The sequence below is a fragment of the Halobacillus sp. K22 genome (assembly GCF_052246795.1).
Taxonomy (GTDB): domain Bacteria; phylum Bacillota; class Bacilli; order Bacillales; family Halobacillaceae; genus Halobacillus.
Genome location: NZ_JBQQCN010000009.1, coordinates 39242 through 56087 on the forward strand (window position 1 = coordinate 39242; position 16846 = coordinate 56087).

Sequence of the window (16846 nt, forward strand, 5' to 3'; positions counted from 1 at the left end):
AGAGATTATTATTCCTAGATTTGAAGGTACCATAGCTGTCGTTACGGGCGCTGGAAGCGGAATTGGTGAACAGGCAGCTGCCCGGCTTGCTTCCGAGGGTTCCCAAGTTATTCTGGTGGGACGGACCGTATCTAAACTTGAGCGAGCAGCTCAGCAGATTAATGAAGGACGGACTGAATCCGCAGCCGATATTTTTCAGGCGGATGTGACGAAAGAAGAGGAAGTCCAGCAGCTGGCTGACTATATTGAGAAGAAAGCAGGAGGTCTCCACATTCTTGTAAACAATGCGGGAACCTCAGGGAATTCTACCATACTTAATATGGAGGAATCGGAGTGGGACAGGATTCAGAACACGAATTTAAAAAGCGTGTATCTGGTTTCGAAAGCACTCGGACGTCTCATGATCAATAGTAAGGAGCAGGATGAGGGAGAAGTCAATCGGTCGATTGTAAATGTCGCTTCCTTATCTGGACATAAAGCAGGGGCCAAGATCCCTCACTACAGCTCTTCCAAAGCGGCGGTTATCAATTTTACTAAGTCACTGGCGTTAGAGTTTGCCCCTTATGGGATCCGGGTGAATTCGGTTTCCCCTGGTTTTGCGGAAACACCATTGACTGAAGAAGGATTAAAAAATAAGCGATTTGAGGAAGCGATTCAGCGCAATACGGCACTCGGGCGGGTGGGACGACCTGAGGAAATTGCAAAGGTGATTACTTTTGCTGCCTCAGACGAAGCTTCCTACATGACGGGGTCAGATTTATTAGTAGATGGCGGATGGATGATTACTTAATTTTTTTATGAAAAGGAAAGCGCTTACAGAAATTCTTTTGATCTGAACTTGAAAAAGGAGAGGTATTCATGAAAACGAAGCACTATGATTTCTGGCCGAAATTAACGAAAACACTTACCGTGCCAGAAACATCTATTTATGACAATCTGAAAGTATCTGCAGCGCGTTACCCCGAGCACGAAGCGATCTATTATTACGGGGCTACGATAACATACCGTGAGCTGTTGGCAGAGGTCGATGATCTGGCTGGTTATTTGCAGCAATACTTAGAAGTGACCAAGGGGGAGAAAATTCTATTATTCATGCAGAACTCTCCCCAATTCATTATTGCCTATTATGCCATCTTAAGAGCTGGGGCAGTAGTTGTCCCGATTAATCCTATGCTGAAAACAAATGAACTCGAATTTTACATTAAGGATGGCTCGATAAGAAATGCATTGATCGGACAGGAATTTCTGGAAGTGGTCGAGCCATTAGTGGAAAGTACATCGCTTGAACACCTGATTGTGGCTGCTTATTCCGATTATAAAGGAAACGAACTGGAAGATTATCTTCCGCCAGAAGTTTCTGCAGCAAGAACGTCTTTAACAGGAGATTATCTGCATATATGGGCAGAGGCTCTGAAGAACAAAGCAAAACCGCAGGAACAATCGGTGGCAGCGGATGACTTAGCCGTACTTCCTTATACCTCAGGAACGACGGGACTCCCCAAAGGGTGTATGCATACCAACCGCACCGTACAGGCGAACACCATTGGAGCTTATCACTGGGCTCGCGCGACTTCAGATTCAAGTACATTAGCTACTCTGCCGTTATTTCACGTGACCGGAATGATTCACAGCATGCTGATGCCGATTTTCAGCGGGAATAAGATAGTTCTTATGACAAGATGGAATCGTGAAGCTGCAAGGCAGCTGATTCGCGGTCAGCAATGCACACACTGGGTAACGATCAGTACGATGCTCGTTGACTTCCTTGCTAATCCTGCTGTTGAAGCAGAGGATCTGCGTTCACTTTACGCGATTTCAGGCGGGGGAGCCTCTTTTCCAAAAGCCCTTGGTGAAAAGCTATACAATCTGACAGAGCTTGAATTTGTGGAAGGTTACGGCTTATCTGAGACCATTGCTCAAACCCATTTCAATCCGCCTGACCGGCCAAAGCTTCAATGTCTCGGCATCCCGTCCTTTAATGTAGATTCGCGTATCATTGATCCGGCGACCAATGAAGAAGTTCCAACGGGTGAGATCGGAGAAATTATTGTAAACGGACCTCAAGTCATGCTCGGCTATTACAATCGTGAGGACGAAAATGAAAACGCTTTTATAGATATAGACGGCAAGTCCTTTTTCCGGACCGGAGATATTGGACGCTGTGATGAGGAAGGCTATTTCTTTATCGTCGATCGATTGAAGCGGATGATCAATGCATCCGGGTTTAACGTATGGCCGACAGAGGTGGAGTCAGCTCTGTATGACCATCCCGCCGTTCAGCAGGCTTGTGTAGTTGGCGTGCCGGATCCGCGAAAAGGTGAAAATATCAAAGCTTTCGTCATTTTAAATGATGGATACGAAGGAGAAGTGACGGAAGAAGAGATTGTGGCCTGGTCCAAAGAGCGGATGGCTGCCTATAAGTATCCAAGATTGGTGGAGTTCAGAAAAGAATTTCCTACGACCAATAGTGGAAAAATCTTGTGGCGTAAGCTGCAGGAGCAGGAGCGTGAGAAGGTGCAGGGCAGTTAAGGATTGATTGAATTGGTCAGGGAGTCCCAGGGACGATCTTCCGCTGTGTCACCTGGGTCCCGGACTTCAAAATCTGGTTAAAGGGGAAGTTCAATGGATATTTTAACTCAGCAGCTATTCAATGGGCTGACAATTGGTAGTGTTTATAGTCTGGTTGCTTTAGGACTGACACTCGTTTACGGCATCCTTCACATTCCTAACTTTGCCCACGGTGCTTTATACATGCTTGGTGCTTATATCACTCTGACCATGATGCTGTTATGGGGAATTCATTATTGGATAGCCATGGCGGTTTCTGTTCTTGTGGTGGGACTGCTTGGAGTTCTTATGGACCGGCTGGTTTTTCACCCGCTTCGAAATGCTCCTCCGATCCACGATAAAATTGCGGCTATCGGAATGCTGTTGTTTCTCGAGGCGTTTGCCCAGTTGATATGGGGTGCCGACTATCGGACCATGACTACGCCTTACGGGCAAGTCATTAATCTTTTTGGCACCACAGCTACGATGCAGCGTGTGCTCATCAATGTGGGAGCAATAGCGGCCATGGTTCTGCTTTATCTGTTTTTGAAAAAGACGTACATCGGATCCACCATCATTGCCATGGCGCAAAACCGGGAAGGAGCACATTTGGTCGGAATTAATACAAATAAAGTCGCGATGCTTACCTTTATGATTTCCGGTGGGCTGGCAGCCATTGCCGCCTCGTTATCGGCTCCGATCAATCTTGTTTTTCCGGGAATGGGGCACCTTGTCATCCTGAAAGCCTTTGTCATTATCATCCTTGGTGGAATGGGCAGCATTCCTGGAGCAATCCTTGGTGGTTATATCCTTGGCTTTACGGAAAGTCTAGGCGCCACCTATATTTCTAACGATTATAAAGACCTGATTGCTTTTCTACTGCTTGTGATTATTCTATCCATTCGTCCTAAAGGACTTTTTTCCAGGGAGGGTTTTTAAATGGGAGCATTTCTCAGGAAAAGAGGCTGGCTTATCGGGTTTGTCTTACTGACGGTTGTGTTTCCTTTTCTCTCGCAAAATGATTACTTTCTGCATGTGCTAACCCTTGCCTTCATCTGGATGATTGCAGTTTATGGACTGAATCTTCTGGCAGGCTATACGGGTTACCTATCCCTTGCCCATGCTGGTTTTTTTGCCATTGGAGCTTACGCCTTAGGACTGCTGACAGTTAAAGCGGGTTTAAACTACTGGGTGGCTCTTGTGCTTGCCTGTGTAATTACGAGTGCCATCGGCTTTGTCGTAGGGTTAGTTTCTTTGCGGACCCGGGAACACTTTTTTGCCATTTATACGCTTTGTGTCGGATATATCATCTACTTAGTGATCGATAAATGGGACAGCCTGACCGGCGGTGTACGCGGATTGATAGGAATTCCTGCGCCCGCAGCCATCGGGCCGATCTCGTTTGAAACCCCGCTCTCTCAATATTACCTGATTCTTTTTTTCTTGCTGGCTACGATTCTAGTTATGTACAGGATTGTCCATTCTCTTACAGGGCGTACGTTTATAGCGATTCGGAACAGTGAAGACCTGGCTCAGACGATTGGAATCTCTACGATGAAAAATAAGCTGCTCGTCTTTGTCCTCTCTACGTTTTTCGCGGGTCTGGCGGGAGCTTTGTATGCTTCTTTTATCAGGTTTATCGGTCCTGACATTGGATACATTACGATCATTTTTGATTTTCTTACCTACTTGCTTGTCGGAGGTCTCGGAACTCTTGCTGGTCCAATTGTAGGAACCTTTCTTATTGTGAGCGTCTCTCAATCTTTGCAATTTTTACAAGACTATCGGATGCTTATTTTCGGTCCACTCTTAACCTTACTGATTATTTTTTATCCAAGGGGAATCGCGGGTGCGTATCTTGACTTTCGAATGAAGAGAAAAGCGAAGAAAAAGAAAGCCGTTCAGCCTAAGCAGCCTTCCTATGTTCGTCAGCCACAGGAAGATACAGAGAAAAAGGTGAAGGAGGGGTAAAGAATGTTTATTGAAACCAGAAAGCTCACGAAGAAATTTGGAGGACTAATCGCCGTTAACGAGGTAGATTTCACAATTGAAAAGGGGAAGATCAACGCGATTATCGGTCCAAATGGGGCCGGGAAGTCTACGTTCTTTAACCTGGTAAGCGGGTCATACACACCAAGTTCTGGGCAGGTTTTTTATAAAGGGAAGGATATTACGAAGCTGCCTCCTAATAAAATTGCTACTTTAGGGGTAGCACGCACATTCCAGACCACCAATCTTTTTGAACAATCTACCGTTCTTGACAATGTAATCGTTGGACACCGGCTCAGAACGCGCTCCAACCTCCTCGATGCAGTACTCCGAACCAAACGTTATAAAGAGGAAGAGAAAAAGTGCCGGGACAAAGCGATGGAGGTTCTTGATTTCGTTGAATTAACGCATGTAAGGGACGAACTTGCCGTGAATATATCCCAGGAAGAGAAGAAACGGGTTGCTTTCGCACTCGCGCTGGCTACGGATCCGGAAGTTGTTTTTCTCGATGAACCAACTGCAGGGATCAATCCAGGAGAAACCGAAGGCCTGGCAGCTTTGATGGAAAAAATGGTCAAGCAGGGCATCACCGTATGCTTGATTGAACACAAAATGAAAATGATTATGAAGCTTGCCGACAAGATCATGGTCTTAAATTACGGGGAAAAAATTGCAGAGGGAACATCTGAGGAAATCATGAACAACCAGGCTGTTATTGAAGCATATCTAGGTGGTGACGCGAGTGCTTGAGTTATCGAATGTGTCGGTGAAATATGGCAGCTTTGCGGCAGTTAAAGATATTGATATTCAAGTGGGAGAGGGAGAGCTTGTCGTTTTACTTGGTTCAAATGGAGCGGGAAAAAGTACAACGTTTAACGCTATCAGCGGACTTCAGAAACCAAGCGCTGGAGACATTATTTTTGAAGGAAAATCGATCACGGGTTTATCACCAGATAAGATTGTCCAGGCAGGAATTGTGCAGTGTGCGGAGGACCGCAAGCTGTTTCCACAAATGTCGGTCCATCAGAATTTAATTATGGGAGCCTATGTTCATCGGAAAAAGCGAAAACAAGTGAAAGAATCCATCTCTGAGGTCTATGAACTTTTCCCGATTTTACAAGAGAAAAAAGAAAATGCTGCCGGCTCGTTGAGTGGAGGTCAGCAGCAGATGCTTGCAATTGGAAGAGCCCTAATGTCCCGCCCGAAAATGATGCTTCTTGATGAGCCTTCCATTGGCCTTGCTCCTCTTATTGTAGAGCAGATGTTTGAGGTCATTCAGAAGATCAATAAGGATGGTACAACCGTTTTGCTAGCTGAACAGAATGCTTTTGCTGCACTAAAAATTGCGAACCGGGGCTACGTGTTTGAAAGTGGATCCATGGTTGTGCAGGGATCATCCGAAGAATTGTTAGCCAATGATACGGTTCGCAGGGCTTATATTGGAGCCTGATGATAAATGATTAGAAGACAGTGGAGCAGCGTTCGGTCAAAGAGAAAACACCTATCCTTAAGGAGGAGATCTAATGAAGGTTTTCAGATTATCTGCTTTTCTGGTGATGCTTGCGGTTCTGTTTATGTTAGGGGGATGTATTGATAACCCGTCCAATTCAGCGTCTGGTGATGGAAGCGGAGAAAGTCAAACGGAAACAACAGAAGCGGAAGAGGGGGAAGAACTGGTCAACATTGGTTATACGGGACCTTTGAGCGGTCCGGCAGCCTATTATGGAGAGCGATCGTTGAACGGGCTGAAAATGGCTGTCGAAGAAATCAACAATAACGGCGGGTTTGAGATTGATGGACAAACGTATAAGTATAATCTCGTGTCATTGGACGATAAATATCTTCCGAATGAGACAGCGGCTAATGCCAAACGTCTGCTTCAGGAAAATAACACGCCTATTATTTATACGCCGCACAGCGGAGGCGTAAAGGCAATGCAAGTGTTCAATGAAAAGGAAAACTTTCTTATTGGAGCCTATACGAGTGAGCCGGCAGTGACGGCTGAGGGTAACGAACTTACGGTCCGAATCCCACCGAGTTATGATGGATATATCGAACCTTTCACTACTTATACTATGGATAACTTTGGTAAGAAAATTGCGGCTCTGCCAACGTCTTCTCAGTACGGAAAAGATTGGACAGAAGCCCTGCTGCCACATTGGAAAGAGCAAGGCGGTGAAGTGGTCTATAATTCTTCCATCGATTTCTCTAAGGATACAGACTTCTTCACATTGGTTACAAATGCCTTAGAAGGCGATCCAGACGTGCTGTTTATTGGCGGTCCATCCGAGCCGACGGCTAAGGTAGCGAAGCAGGCAAGAGAATTAGGCTTTGAAGGCGGGTTTATCGTGATGGACCAGGCCAAGCTGAATGAAATGAAAACCGTCACGGGTTCATATGAGATGCTGAATGGTGCAGTAGGTGTAACACCGCTTATAAATTCAGATTATCCAGGAACCGATGAATTTATTGAAAAATATAAAGAGAAATATGGAGAAGAACCAGGATCTGAAGCTGGTTATCATTACGTATCGATATATGCCTTTATGGAAGCTATGAAAGCTGCGGGAACGGTAGAAGACCCATCAGCCATCCGCTCTCATATGCAGGAGGGACTGGATGCGATTCCTGAAGAGAAAGAAGTTTACACCATTAAGCGAATTGAGGAGGATGGAGGATTCACTACTGGTTTACGGATTGCGGCTGTCGAAAACGGTGAAATAGTCACCATTAACGTGAACGAGTAAGTCTGATTGAGCCAGTTGTATGAAGAGACTACACCATATAGCTGGCTTTTTATACATAGACCTCACCTGGAAAGGAAGGTTGTAATAGACGTTGTGGTTCATTACCGGGTTATTACACTAAAGGGCCGGATTGTGGAAGACTCCGATTCGAGATATTGTGTGGAGAAAGGGGCGGAAGGGAACGGCTCGCTTTCCGCGGGCATGAGGTGAGCTTCCTCAGGCTCCGCCTTCCGGGATCTCACCGATCATGTTCATCCCGCAGGAGTCTTCGCCGTTCCCTTCCGCCCCTTTGCGATTATTGAGAGCTCAAAATTTTCTGCATAAACGCCTTCCCATGAACAAGGATCATCTATGATTCCCACTGGTCTTTACTTGTGTTTAATTGTAGAAACCCTGTTATATAAGCATTTGAGGCAAATGCAGCATGGCTTCTTTCTCCTATAGCAGGGGCCGTTCACTAGATATCGTTGGGTTGGTGGGGAAATGATGAGAGTCCCATGGGAGAAGGAACTAGGTGAGATCCCGCAGGGAGTGAAACGAGCGAGGAAGCTCACCGTTCCCCCATAGGAAAGCGAGTTATTTCCCCGCCAGCCCTATTCCAAATAGAGTAACGGGCCCCAGTTATCTCGAAACTGAGTCTTCCAGTAACGGGAGCTTATCTTTAAGAATCGACACTGAGAGTATAACAGAGCTAAAAGAAAAGGTAACATAATTTTTCATAGTGCAATCTACATTAAAATGAATATCTTTATAAAACGTTTTACCTTCAATTATAAAGCGAAATGTTCCTGTTGAGTTAGACGGTGTTATTAATAAATTAAGGAGGAGATTTTAATGATGAATTTTGAATTAACAGAAGAACAGGAAATGGTTAGAAAAGTGGTTCGTAAATTCGTAGATCAAGAAATCAATCCCTATATTCAGGAATGGGATGAAAAGGGTCATTTTGAATCCTCTATTATGAAACGTCTCGCAGACCTTGACCTGATGGGAGTGTGTATTCCTGAACAGTACGGGGGTAGCGGAATGGATTACAATACGCTCGCGATCGTTTGTGAAGAATTAGAGCGGGGAGATACTGCTTTCCGTACGGCTGTTTCCGTTCATACAGGTCTGAATAGTATGACACTGCTGCAATGGGGCAATGAAGTCCAGAAACAGAAATACCTCATTCCGCAGGCAAAAGGAGAAAAAGTAGGGGCGTTTGGATTAACGGAGCCCAATGCTGGATCCGATGTTGCCTCTTTAAAAACGACAGCCACAAAAGAAGGAGACTTCTATATTTTAAATGGGCAGAAAACGTGGATTTCCTTATGCGACCATGCCGATCATTTCCTCGTTTTTGCCTATACAGATAAAAGTCAGAAGCATAAAGGGATATCGGCTTTTATCGTGGAACGGACTATGCCGGGATTCTCATCCCAGGCTATTAAAGGCAAGCTTGGTATCCGGGCAGGGAACACGGGAGAGTTATTTTTTGATCATGTAAAGGTGCCGAAAGAAAATCTGCTTGGAGAAGAAGGGGAAGGATTTAAGATCGCTATGGCCGCTCTCGATAATGGCCGCTTTACGGTGGCCGCCGGTGCATGCGGGCAGATTCTTGCGTGCCTTGAGGAAAGCGTGAAGTATTGCCACGAAAGAGAAACGTTTGGTAAAGAAATCGGCAAGCATCAGCTGGTCCAGCAAATGCTCGCTAAGATGGAAGCAGGCTATCAAATGTCCCGTCTCCTTGTTTTCCGCGCGGGAGAATTAAAAAACCAGGGCAGGAGGAACACGCGGGAAACTTCCCTTGCCAAATGGCAGGCCTGTGATTTTGCCAATGAAGCAGCGAATGACGCTGTTCAAATCCACGGGGCTTATGGCTATTCACATGAATACCCGGTAGAGCGATTTTTAAGAAACTCGAAAGCACCTGTCATTTATGAAGGTACACGGGAAATCCATACGGTCATGCAGGCGGAATACGTGCTTGGTTACCGGTCTGATAAGACTTTATCACGTTCGCTGCCGGCATGGCCTTATGATGAGGTGAAGGAAGAAGTGTAAAGAAGGGGGGACTGTATGTGACGGATTTAAAAAAACGCCCATGGTATCCATCGTATTCTCCGGAAATGAAGACAGAAATAAACCTTCCAGAAAGGTCTCTCTATACACTACTTAAAGAATCGGCTCATGAATTCGGCGATAGAACGGCAATCGTGTATGAAGATTGCCAGATCACTTATCAGCAATTGAAAGAGAATGTAGACCGGCTGGCCGGAGCGTGGAATGAACTTGGATTAACAAAAGGCGAACGAATCGGCCTGATGATTTCCAATCACCCGGACTATATCACGGCCTATTATGCTGCTCAGAGGCTCGGTCTGACCGTCGTTCAAATCAATCCGCGCTATACAAAAAGGGAACTGCTTCATATCATTGAAGACTCCGGTATGAACTATCTGGTGGCTGAGGAATACAATCGATTACTTGTTAATCAAGTAAAGGAAGAAAGCGGTATTACTCTTGTCTTTGTCTCAAAAGCAGAGCGGGATCTTCCCGAGTCGCTAGAAAATCTTATAAACAAAGCATATCCTCTGGAAAATGATATTCCTATCTCAGTTAAAGAAGATGTAGCTGTGATTCAATACACAGGCGGAACGACCGGTAAAATTAAAGGAGCTATGCTGACTCATTACAACTTAGTGGCTAATGTTGTTCAGAGCCATGCGATGTATGGAAAGTTAATGGATAAGGGGAAGGAAATTGTCCTTACTGCTACCCCACTTTATCACGTGTATGCAATGACAAGTGCTATGAATCTCGGTATCTATCTTGGCGCCACGATTCTGTTAATTCCTGAGTTCAAAGTGGATGATGTAGCAGAAAAAATTAAAAAGTATCAGCCTACCTTTTTTCCGGGTGTTCCAAAGATGTACAGTGCTTTTGTCCAGTATCCAAATATAGAATCCTATCGACTCGATTCGCTGAAGTTTTGTTCAAGTGGATCCGCTCCACTTCCTGTAGAGATTATCAGACGGTTTGAAAGTTTAACGGGAGCCATAATTGGAGAGGGGTTCGGTCTTTCAGAAGCGTCGCCTTCTACCCATCGGAACCCTGCCGGCGGAATAAGAAAGATAGGAAGTATAGGTCTGCCTTTTCCTGGGACGGATTGCCGGATTGTAGATGAACACGATGAGACTCTTCCGGTCAATAGTGTAGGAGAGCTCATCATTAAAGGCCCACAGGTTATGAAAGGTTATTGGAATCAGCCAGAAGAGACAAGCCACTCGTTAAGGAATGGCTGGTTATATACGGGAGATCTGGCCATGTGTGACGAAGATGGATACTTTTATATAGTAGGAAGAAAAAAAGAAATGATGATCAATGGCGGGTTTAATATTTATCCGCAGGAAATTGAAAGCGTTTTATATGAACATTCAGCTGTAAAAGATGCAGCGGTGGTGGGGATTCCAGACAGGGAGAAGGGGGAAATCGTAAAAGCCTATGTGGTTTTGAAAGAACAGCACAAGGTGGAGGTGAATGAGTTAAAAGAATACTGTTCAACCCGTTTAGCCCGTTATAAAGTGCCGAAGCAATACGAGATTCGTGAAGAACTTCCCAGAAATACAGTGGGAAAATTATTAAAGCGAAAACTGATAGAGGAAGAGAAAGCTAAAATCAGCGAAGTAAGTCCTCCCCATGCCCGTAAACACTGATTCACCTGGGGAAGGTAGATTCTTAAAATTTGTAATCCAGGGAGTGCTGACGATGGATTTTAATTTTGATGAAGATATTCAAATGTTGAAGAGCAGCGTGCGCGATTTTATCCAAACAGAAGTAGAAGCGGTAGCCATGGAGATTGAGAGAGAGGATAGAATTCCCGAACATATCATCGAGATGTCTAAAGAAATGGGGTTGTTTGGTCTAAGCATTCCAGAAGAATACGGCGGTCTTGGTATAGGGATGGTAGGAAAGTGTGCTTTATATGAAGAAATTGGAGCCACTCATAATGGTTACACCACGCTGGTCGGCGGTCATACGGGGATAGGCACGGTCGGCATTGTAGAAATGGGCAATGAAGCTCAGAAACAAAAATATCTGCCGAAGCTCGCGCGAGGAGAGTCGATTGGAGCTTTCGCCCTTACTGAACCAAGTGCTGGTTCGAATGCCACTAATTTAAAGACCACCGCAGTTAAACAAGAAGATAAGTATATTCTTAATGGGACGAAACACTATATTACGAATGCCACAGAAGCAGATATTTTCACTGTAATGGCTGTCACAGATGCAAGTAAAGGGGCAAAAGGGATCACTTCATTTATTGTGGAAAAAGATTTTCCGGGTTTCCAGGTCGGAGCTGTGGAACCTAAAATGGGGCTCCATGGATCTCAATCAGCTGAAATTATTTTAGAAGACTGTGAAGTTCCACTCGAAAATGTACTGGGGCAAGAGGGCGAGGGGTATGTTAATGCCCTTAAAATTCTTGCGAACGGTCGGGCAGGACTGGCCGCAAGAAACTTAGGATCCTGCCAGAAGCTGCTGGATTTATCGATGCAGTTTACCCAGGAACGAGAACAATTTGGTGTGCCCATTATCGAACACCAGGCCGTTGCCCATATGGTGTCTGAAATGGCGGTAGAAATCGAAGCGCTTCGCTCCTTTACGTACCGGATTGCCTGGATGGTCGATCAAGGTCAAAAAGTAATTAAAGAAGCGGCTATGCTTAAATTATATGGCTCGGAAGTGTACAACCGGGTAGCCGATAAAGCTGTTCAAGTTCACGGCGGCATTGGTTACATAGCCGACTATCCGATTGAACGATTCTTCCGAGATGCACGAATTACGAGAATTTATGAAGGAACTTCGGAAATTCAGAAAAACATTATTTCCAGCCAATTGAAAAAGGAGTACAGCCTGTGAGCGGGAGATGGGAGTATAAATGATGGAACCGGTTGTGATTGTAAGTGCAGTCCGAACACCGATAGGAAAATACGGAGGAGCCTTTAAAAATCTATCCTCAGCCGATTTAGCTTCCACCGCCATAAAGGAAGCTGTTTCAAGGGCAGGTCTTTCCCCGGAGCAGGTGGACGAAGCGATTATGGGAGAAGTCCGGCAGACTACTCAGTCTTCTAATGTTGCGAGAGTTGCAGCGTTACGGGCTGGTATTCCTGAAGCTTCTCCCGCTTTTACAATTAACCGGCTTTGCGCTTCTGGTATGCAGGCTGTTGCCTCGGGGGTCCAGCAAGTTGCTTTTGACCAAGCAGAGGTTATTGTAGCTGGAGGAACAGAAAGTATGAGTCAATCTCCTATCTACTTAAGAAATTCAAGATTCGGGGGAGATCAGCCAATTTTAGTCGATTCAAATAAAGAAGCTGGTCAACAGCCGAAGGAAATCTATGGAAATGAACTCGGGATGGGAATAACGGCAGAAAATGTTGCCGAACGCTATTCTATTTCAAGAGAAGACCAGGATGCTTTTGCTCTTGAAAGCCAAAGGCGGGCAGCTATGGCTTTGGATGCTTCAACGTTCAAAGATGAAATTGTTCCAGTCGAAGTAGTCGAGCGAAGAAAGTCTTTGATTGTAGATCGTGATGAGCATCCCAGGCCTCAAACGTCGTTAGATAAGCTCGCAAGCTTGCGGCCCGCTTTCAAGGAGAATGGAACTGTAACAGCGGGGAATGCCTGCGGCAGGAATGACGGAGCAGCTGCTCTCGTGATCATGCAGGAATCAAAAGCCAAATCATTAGGTCTGAAGCCTATGGCCAGGATTACAGACTGGGCTGTATCGGGAGTTTCTCCCGAAGTGATGGGAATTGGACCTATTCCTGCCGTTAAGAAACTGCTTGAGAAGACGTCTACCAGGATAGCAGATGTCGGTCTTATAGAACTGAACGAAGCTTTTGCTTCTCAATCACTGGCGGTCATTCGGGAACTCGGCCTGGATGAGGTCCGAGTCAACATTCACGGTGGGGCGATTGCTCTTGGACACCCAGTTGGAGCAAGCGGGGCGAGAATTTTGACGACGCTTTTACATGCGATGATAAGAAGAGACGAACAAAAAGGAATTGCCACCTTATGTGCCGGTGGCGGACAAGGAATGGCCATTATGGTTGAAATAATATAGGGAGGGGATTTCAGAGTGAGAGATCAATCTTCTTTTTTTGAGCACATAGGTTGCTCCAAACATAGAGGGGAAGAGGGGGAGATCCTTCTCACTCTCCCTGTTAAGCCCGAAATCTTATCGGCTGAAGGCACTATGCCTCCTGGTATATTCTCAAGCATGCTCGATATCGTTATTGGTTCAACCATAGGGGAATTGATCCAGAAGCCAACTACAACAGTAAATCTAAACATCAACTATTTTGACTTTGCGAATCGTGGACCATTTACCGCAGTGGGTAAAATAATCTGGAGAAATGGAAAAATGATTGCAGGTGAAGGAAGCGTACTGGACCGTGATGGAAATCTGGCAGCTAAAGCGGCTGGAACTTTTAAAGTAATGAGCCGGTCTATGGAGTAGGGAGGAAAAGGCGTGACAAAGACAATTGATGAAGTACGCGAAAGTTTTGAATCCAGTCCATTCTTTTCCCATATTGGGTTTGAGATTATTCATTTTGAACAGGGAAATGTTCTTCTGGAACTACCTGTTCAGGAAAAGTTGTTCAACGTAAATGGCACACTGCATGGAGGCGTTCATGCGACCATGCTTGATTTAATTATAGGAATGGCCATTCGCTCTACGACTAAAACCCGGTGTACAACGATGAATTTAAATATTAACTACTTGGCACCTTCGGCAGGCGGCAGCATAACGGCGAAGGGGAGGATCCTGCAGCAAGGTTACCGGATTGTAACGGCAGAAGGAGAATTATATGATTCTGAAGGAACAATGGTGGCAAAAGGAGTAGGCACGTATAAATTAATAAGGGATAAATAAAGCTCAGTCCAGGACTGAGCTTTATTTATCTTCTATTATTTCTTTTAGCACGACCGCGTGATTATGTTCTTTATCTTTAGCTCCGAATAGGAGGATTAGACGTTTATCCGCTGCCACTGCCTTCAATTCTTGAATTTTGGATTGTGCTTCAGAGTTATCCTTAATTTCTTTACGATAAGCTTCTTTAAACGTATTAAATTTAGCGGGGTCATGGTCGAACCATTTTCTAAGATCCGGGCTTGGGGCAATTTCCTTCAGCCATTCGTCAAGTTCTGCATCTTCTTTAGAAATTCCTCTTGGCCAGACACGATCAACGAGTACCCGATGGCCTCCTAAAGTTTTATTTTCATCATAGATTCGCCTTAGTAAAATTGACAAAAAAATAACCTCCCCGGTGGGCTGATTTTCTAAGGTCAGTTTTTCAATCTTCTATTAACCAGTTCCACGCTTCTTCCAACTGGTTCGGTTTATAATCCTTTGCCTGTAAACCTGGTAAATAATCTGCTGCCTGTGTACCTAGCTCTATCAGTGCTCTTTCAGTAACTACTGCGAATTTTGAAAACTGTCTCCATCGTTTTAAATTAACCTTTGTACCTTCCCAGAAGCCTTCAAGAGTGGTCCCGTCAAGTTCAGGAACAAAGGCCAAAACTTTAAAATTTTGATCATCATCAAAATAGCCTTGTATATAATCATCAAGCATTCTCGCGTCATGGCCAGTTAATTTCTCTCTAACGTCTATTACGATAGTGGATGCGTCTCGACTTGAAAGAAATGTGAACATATAAGACACCTGCTTTCTAAAGGAGATTAGGACATGTGTTTACCTGTTCCCATTGAATCACTGGATAAACATGGTCAAACTTTGTGTGGATCGATTTTTTATAAGGGAAAGGCTGGAGTAAAGGCGAAAAATTGGTATTTATATCGCATTGTGAAGTGGGATGGATTATTTAAGAAACCAACTAAACGATTAGGTAATCTTATAAAATTCAACAAAAGCAATAAAAAGAAAGCCTGCCTTTTAAAAAGACAGACTTTCTATAAATCCGATTATTGATTAATATACATATCTACGCCAGGACCGAATGGAATGCCAAGCAATGCAAAGGCAACTAACAGTACGACCCAGATGGCGAAGAAAATAATGCTGTACGGCAGCATGAGGGAAATCAATGTCCCTAAGCCAGCTTTCTTATTATACTCCCGCATAAAGGCCAGAACCACGATGATATATGGGTTCATTGGGGTGATAATGTTTGTGGAGGAATCGGCAATACGATAAGCTGCTTGAATGAATGCCGGGTGATAGTCCAATAGATAGAACATCTGCAGGAAGATCGGTGCTTCAAGCGCCCATTGGGCAGATCCACTGAAGATCAACAGGTTCATCAGTGCGGTCAGCATGGAGAAGCCGACAACAACCGGCAAGCCTGTCATATTCATAGCTTCAAGTGCATTTGCACCACTGACAGCGACCCACGTACCAATGTTGGTCCAGTCAAAGTAAGCAATAAACTGAGCGGCCGCAAAAATCAGTACAATAAATCCGGACATATCCTTCATCGCTTCACTCATAAACCCGGAAATGTCGCGAGTAGATTCGATCTTTTTAACCGTCACACCATAGGTAATACCGATGGTGATGAAGAAGAATAGAATAATTGGAACAATGCCATCTAAGAATGGAGACGGAATAATACCGCCTTCTTCGTTTCTTAAAGCGGACCCAGGCCATGCAAGAGCAATAATAAGAATAGCGATAAAGACTAAGCCTGATATAACAGCATTTCTAAAACCTTTTTTCTCTAACGTTGTACTGGCCTCCAGTTCATTTTCAGAACCTTCACCTTCGTATTTTCCTAAGCGGGGTTCAATGATTTTTTCGGTAATAAGAGCCCCTGTAATAGAGAGAACAACAACAGATGCAATCATGAAGTACCAGTTATCGACAGGTGTAACCACGATATCAGAACCAATGCTTTGCATAACCTCTGTTGAAATTCCGGAAAGCAGGGCATCAGTACCAGCAATAATAATGTTAGCTGTAAAACCGGAACCGACTCCTGCGAAACCTGCGGCTAAACCAGCCAGCGGGTGGCGTCCGATTGTATAGAAAACCATAGCAGCAAGAGGAGGCACAATAACGAAAGCGGCATCGGAAGCCAGGTTTCCTAATATTCCGACAAATATAACCGCATAAGTGATCAGTGATTTTGGTGCTTTCAAGATGGTACTCTTAATAGCTGTTTCCAATAAGCCGACTTTATCGGCAAGACCAATACCTAACATCATAGCCAATACCAGGCCAAGCGGCGCGAATCCAGTGAAATTATCAAGCATGGACGTTAAGATATACTCAAGACCGTCACCTGAAACGAGACTCTGGATCGCGACTTCTTCCCCCGTACCGGGTTCTTCCACGGTGACTCCAAATAGGGAAACGACCCAGGAGAAGAGAATCGTAAATCCGGCCAAGTACACAAATAGCATGAATGGTTCTGGCAGCTTGTTACCGACTCGTTCAATAAAGTTTAAAAACCTTGCCATACCTTTGCTCGTTTGTTCATTGTTGTTACTCATGTGCTTCACCCTTCCAATTAATTTGGGAAATTTTCCTTAATCCTTCCGTTTTTAGCCAAAAACT

At 44.7% G+C, this 16846-nt stretch carries 16 protein-coding genes; 13 read left to right on the forward strand and 3 right to left on the reverse strand.

Annotation, left to right across the window (positions count from 1 at the left end; translation table 11 throughout):
- Positions 1-10 precede the first annotated feature (10 nt).
- The 13 genes from ACTWPM_RS08565 to ACTWPM_RS08625 all read left to right on the forward strand — a co-directional run bounded on the left by ACTWPM_RS08565 (position 11) and on the right by ACTWPM_RS08625 (position 14202).
- Complete coding sequence (locus ACTWPM_RS08565) at positions 11-790, forward strand: SDR family NAD(P)-dependent oxidoreductase (RefSeq protein ID WP_443132725.1); 780 nt, start codon at positions 11-13, stop codon at positions 788-790.
- Positions 791-858: 68 nt separating this feature from the next.
- Positions 859-2529, forward strand: coding sequence for a long-chain fatty acid--CoA ligase (locus tag ACTWPM_RS08570; protein ID WP_443132644.1), 1671 nt, complete (start codon positions 859-861; stop codon positions 2527-2529).
- A 93-nt stretch (positions 2530-2622) separates the two neighbouring features.
- Positions 2623-3486, forward strand: coding sequence for a branched-chain amino acid ABC transporter permease (locus ACTWPM_RS08575; RefSeq protein WP_014641812.1), 864 nt, complete (start codon positions 2623-2625; stop codon positions 3484-3486).
- Positions 3487-4518, forward strand: a complete 1032-nt coding sequence (locus tag ACTWPM_RS08580) for a branched-chain amino acid ABC transporter permease (protein WP_443132645.1) — start codon at positions 3487-3489, stop codon at positions 4516-4518.
- Between the two features lie 3 nt (positions 4519-4521).
- Positions 4522-5286 (forward strand): ABC transporter ATP-binding protein, encoded by a 765-nt coding sequence (locus ACTWPM_RS08585; protein WP_443132646.1) that lies wholly within the window; start codon positions 4522-4524, stop codon positions 5284-5286.
- On the forward strand, positions 5279-5986 hold the full coding sequence (locus ACTWPM_RS08590) for an ABC transporter ATP-binding protein (RefSeq protein WP_443123579.1): 708 nt from the start codon (positions 5279-5281) through the stop codon (positions 5984-5986). The genes ACTWPM_RS08585 and ACTWPM_RS08590 overlap by 8 nt, the downstream gene beginning before the upstream one ends.
- Before the next feature lie 73 nt (positions 5987-6059).
- Positions 6060-7283: an ABC transporter substrate-binding protein gene (locus ACTWPM_RS08595; RefSeq protein ID WP_443132647.1), complete on the forward strand. Its 1224-nt coding sequence runs from the start codon at positions 6060-6062 to the stop codon at positions 7281-7283.
- 837 nt (positions 7284-8120) lie between these two features.
- Positions 8121-9329: an acyl-CoA dehydrogenase family protein gene (locus ACTWPM_RS08600; protein ID WP_443132726.1), complete on the forward strand. Its 1209-nt coding sequence runs from the start codon at positions 8121-8123 to the stop codon at positions 9327-9329.
- Between the two features lie 17 nt (positions 9330-9346).
- Positions 9347-10981 carry a long-chain-fatty-acid--CoA ligase gene (locus ACTWPM_RS08605; protein ID WP_443132648.1) on the forward strand — a complete coding sequence of 545 codons (1635 nt, stop codon included), beginning with the start codon at positions 9347-9349 and terminating at the stop codon, positions 10979-10981.
- A gap of 52 nt (positions 10982-11033) precedes the next feature.
- On the forward strand, positions 11034-12185 hold the full coding sequence (locus ACTWPM_RS08610; protein WP_443132649.1) for an acyl-CoA dehydrogenase family protein: 1152 nt from the start codon (positions 11034-11036) through the stop codon (positions 12183-12185).
- Positions 12186-12204: 19 nt separating this feature from the next.
- Positions 12205-13389: a thiolase family protein gene (locus ACTWPM_RS08615; RefSeq protein ID WP_443132650.1), complete on the forward strand. Its 1185-nt coding sequence runs from the start codon at positions 12205-12207 to the stop codon at positions 13387-13389.
- A gap of 15 nt (positions 13390-13404) precedes the next feature.
- A complete protein-coding gene (locus ACTWPM_RS08620) occupies positions 13405-13785 on the forward strand; it encodes a PaaI family thioesterase (protein WP_443132651.1) in 381 nt (126 codons plus the stop codon).
- Between the two features lie 12 nt (positions 13786-13797).
- Positions 13798-14202, forward strand: a complete 405-nt coding sequence (locus ACTWPM_RS08625) for a PaaI family thioesterase (RefSeq protein ID WP_443132652.1) — start codon at positions 13798-13800, stop codon at positions 14200-14202.
- Positions 14203-14223: 21 nt separating this feature from the next.
- Here ACTWPM_RS08625 and ACTWPM_RS08630 read toward each other — a convergent pair whose 3' ends face one another.
- The 3 genes from ACTWPM_RS08630 to ACTWPM_RS08640 form a co-directional block, all read right to left on the reverse strand.
- The gene (locus tag ACTWPM_RS08630) at positions 14224-14580 is read right to left on the reverse strand and encodes a DUF488 domain-containing protein (RefSeq protein WP_443132653.1); all 357 of its coding nucleotides are present in this window, start codon (positions 14578-14580) and stop codon (positions 14224-14226) included.
- Between the two features lie 43 nt (positions 14581-14623).
- Complete coding sequence (locus ACTWPM_RS08635; RefSeq protein ID WP_443132654.1) at positions 14624-14983, reverse strand: STAS/SEC14 domain-containing protein; 360 nt, start codon at positions 14981-14983, stop codon at positions 14624-14626.
- A 269-nt stretch (positions 14984-15252) separates the two neighbouring features.
- The gene (locus tag ACTWPM_RS08640; RefSeq protein ID WP_443132655.1) at positions 15253-16782 is read right to left on the reverse strand and encodes an AbgT family transporter; all 1530 of its coding nucleotides are present in this window, start codon (positions 16780-16782) and stop codon (positions 15253-15255) included.
- Between the last annotated feature and the right edge of the window lie 64 nt (positions 16783-16846).

What these genes read in the sequence shown, in the direction of transcription:
- ACTWPM_RS08615 (WP_443132650.1), top strand. Translation starts at nt 12,205, where the DNA reads ATGATGGAACCGGTTGTGATTGTAAGTGCAGTCCGAACACCGATAGGA.
- ACTWPM_RS08585 (WP_443132646.1), top strand. Translation starts at nt 4,522, where the DNA reads ATGTTTATTGAAACCAGAAAGCTCACGAAGAAATTTGGAGGACTAATC.
- ACTWPM_RS08570 (WP_443132644.1), top strand. Translation starts at nt 859, where the DNA reads ATGAAAACGAAGCACTATGATTTCTGGCCGAAATTAACGAAAACACTT.
- ACTWPM_RS08610 (WP_443132649.1), top strand. Translation starts at nt 11,034, where the DNA reads ATGGATTTTAATTTTGATGAAGATATTCAAATGTTGAAGAGCAGCGTG.
- ACTWPM_RS08575 (WP_014641812.1), top strand. Translation starts at nt 2,623, where the DNA reads ATGGATATTTTAACTCAGCAGCTATTCAATGGGCTGACAATTGGTAGT.
- ACTWPM_RS08635 (WP_443132654.1), bottom strand. Translation starts at nt 14,983, where the DNA reads ATGTTCACATTTCTTTCAAGTCGAGACGCATCCACTATCGTAATAGAC.
- ACTWPM_RS08580 (WP_443132645.1), top strand. Translation starts at nt 3,487, where the DNA reads ATGGGAGCATTTCTCAGGAAAAGAGGCTGGCTTATCGGGTTTGTCTTA.
- ACTWPM_RS08640 (WP_443132655.1), bottom strand. Translation starts at nt 16,782, where the DNA reads ATGAGTAACAACAATGAACAAACGAGCAAAGGTATGGCAAGGTTTTTA.
- ACTWPM_RS08595 (WP_443132647.1), top strand. Translation starts at nt 6,060, where the DNA reads ATGAAGGTTTTCAGATTATCTGCTTTTCTGGTGATGCTTGCGGTTCTG.
- ACTWPM_RS08600 (WP_443132726.1), top strand. Translation starts at nt 8,121, where the DNA reads ATGAATTTTGAATTAACAGAAGAACAGGAAATGGTTAGAAAAGTGGTT.